Raw genomic sequence first — 2,761 nt, forward strand, 5'->3', positions numbered from 1 at the left:
CGCTTCGCCCTGTGCGTCCACGTGGATGCCGACGAGCATTTGCCGGATCTCCGGCAGGTCATCATGCGTGTAGTGGCGGACGTCCAAGTCGACGGCGCTCAAGCTCGGCTCCGTGGCCTACGGTTGCCCTTCGGCAGCTCCAGGCGGAGAAGCAGCACCAGCTGACCGGCCGTTGTGATGTTCCGGGCTGACGGCGAGCGGCAGCTCGCGAGCCTTGCCCGCAGGGCTGAGCGCCAGGAGCAGCCAGGTGAGAGCCAAGGGCGCCGTCACCACCCACATGGTCGGGCGAATGCCGATGGCCGATCCGAGGATGCCGCCGAGAGCCGAGCCGATCGCGATCGTGCCTTGGTTGGTGGCCATGGAGGCCGATGAGACACGCCCCAGCAGATGCGGCGGACAATAGCTCTGGCGGAACGTGCCCACGACGACGTTGCCTACGGACACCCCGACGCCGAGCACGAATGCTCCCGAGGCGAACAACAACAGGCCCAGGCCAGGGGTGGTGAGGGGCAGAAGCAGCGCAAAGGGGCAGGCCAGGGCTTGAGTGAGCACTAGGGCGCGTCCGTTGCCCCATAGGCGACAAAGACGAGGCGCAAGCAATGCTCCCAAGACTCCGCCAAGGCTGGCACACATGACGAGCAGGCCTACGGTGCCGGCGCTGACACCGATCGTCCGGACCAGGAAGATGACCTGAACGGCCTGGTAGCCCATCAGCAGGAGATTGAGGGTGGCGCCGTAGACCACGATGGGCCGCAAATACGGGTCACGGCTGAGGAAGCGCAGCCCGACGGCTATCTCCCGGATCAGACCCGTTGCCCCTGCCTGACGTCCGGGCTTCTCCTCGCGAATTCGGATGCCGAGCAGGCACACGGTGGAGACAAGGAAGGTCAGGGCATCCAGCAGCAGTCCCCCCGTCACGCCGAGGGCCTGGGCCGTAAAGCCAGCCGCACTCCTGCCCAACACTCGAGTGCCCGCTTCACTCACGTGCAGCTTGGCGTTACCGTCCGCGAGATCTTGCTTTGCCAGGATGACCGGAACGTACGCGTGGCAAGCCGTGTTGAAGAACACGGCCGAGGTGCCGCAGGCGAGTGCCGCGATGAACAGATGCGTGAGCGTCAACTGGTCGAGCCAGCCCGCGATGGGCACACTCGCGTACATCGTGGCCGACACGAGATTGCAAACGATCATGATGCGGCGTCTGGGTAACCGGTCGACCCAGGCGCCGGCGGTAGCCCCACAATCAGCCACGGAAGCCACACGGCCGCAGCGAGGAGACCCACCTCCAGAGCCGTAGCCTGCAAGGCGATCACCGCCACGAGGGGCAGTGCCACCGTGGTGATCCCGTTCCCCAGACCGCTCGCTGTTTCACCGACCCACAGCAGACGGAAGTCCCGCTGCGCCAGTACACCCCAACGGTTCCTCTTCGCAGGCACTAGCGTCTTCCCTCCCCAGGCCAGGGCAACGCTACCCGCGCCAGGGACCACGCCAGGTGTGTGCTTCGCGCCCATCTGGCCGACGACAGCCCGGATCTGGAACAGGAACTGAACTTGTCTTTTAACTGATGTCGAAGCCACATACGCGGACGATGACGTTCCCTTGAGCCGTGCCCGTCGCCAGGAGGGCTGTTCCATCCGGCTGGGTAAGGGCGCTCGCGACCACACCGGGGACGGAAAAGTCAATTGGCTCCCCGGTGTACGCGTCCCACGCGCGGACGATTTCGTCAGCGCCAGCGGAAAACAACGTCCCCCACCTGCCCACGCGCGCCGATGTAAGCGCGTACACCTCCGTTCCGGTTTCGATCGGCGGGCCAACTGGTGCACCGGTAAGAGCACTCCACCGCCGCAGGACACCCTCCTGATCGCTCGAGGCGAACAATGGCTCCCCAACGAGAGGCAGCGGCTCAATGATCCGAACTTGGGACGCATGCGCCATGATCGGCTCCCCTACCTGGTCGCCACTCGTCGGATCCCAACGCCAGATTTGGCCGACCTCGTCACCGGATACGATCACCCCAGCCCCGCCCGGCACGGGGACGGAAGCCACTGCCATCATGCTGCATGGCTCGTCCTTTTCATCGGACGCCCCTAGCAGTTGGCCGTCACTCCCATTCCACCGATACACGGCACCGTTCTGACCCGCGCCGAAAACTACAGGCCTGCCGTCGGGCATTGCTCCGACGGTCAAAGCACAGATGGTCCAGCCATCCCATGTCATCTCCGGGCGATGCTGTCCCCTCAGGGCATCCCACCACTCAATGCCGTCCTCGGTGGCGATTACCAAGGACATGATCCCATCAGGCAACCGTACCAACACCCCGTCGTTGCAGCAGGACACACCATCGCCGTCGCGCCAGACATTTTGGCCGGTTTCGATATCCCAACGGCCGATCATCGAGCCGTCGTGCGCGGTGAGGAAGAGAAGTGGCTGGTCGTCGTGGCCAGCCCCAAGCCAGGGGTCCCACGACATGTCCAAGTCCTGGAGAGATATTCGCGATCTCCTGCCACACTAGTTTCCGCATTTTCATCCCTCTCAACGACGTCCGCCTATTCCCACCTCTCGGGCTCCGGCACCAAGGGCTCTTCTCGTTTCCCTACGGTGATCGGCACGGCCGGTGAAAGTACCCCGTGGATTGCAGGAGTTGTGGCCGTCGTGGGCGGAGCCATCGGTAGCGGCCCGGACCAGCGCCCGGACAGACCGTGGCTGTCACCCTTTGGCCGCCGCACCGCGCCTTTCCACTACGTCAACGGCAGTTCGGCCAGCA

General features: G+C 64.7%; 2 protein-coding genes. Both read right to left on the minus strand.

All coding sequences use genetic code 11. The annotated features are described in order from the left end of the window. Positions 1–117: 117 nt before the first annotated feature. Positions 118–1,188 carry an MFS transporter gene (locus tag SSP24_RS42180; protein ID WP_229865314.1) on the minus strand — a complete coding sequence of 357 codons (1,071 nt, stop codon included), beginning with the start codon at positions 1,186–1,188 and terminating at the stop codon, positions 118–120. Positions 1,189–1,554: 366 nt separating this feature from the next. Next, positions 1,555–2,466 (minus strand): WD40 repeat domain-containing protein, encoded by a 912-nt coding sequence (locus tag SSP24_RS42185; protein WP_141316528.1) that lies wholly within the window; start codon positions 2,464–2,466, stop codon positions 1,555–1,557. Positions 2,467–2,761 lie beyond the last annotated feature (295 nt).

Source organism: Streptomyces spinoverrucosus (assembly GCF_006539505.1).
GTDB classification, from domain to species: domain Bacteria; phylum Actinomycetota; class Actinomycetes; order Streptomycetales; family Streptomycetaceae; genus Streptomyces; species Streptomyces spinoverrucosus.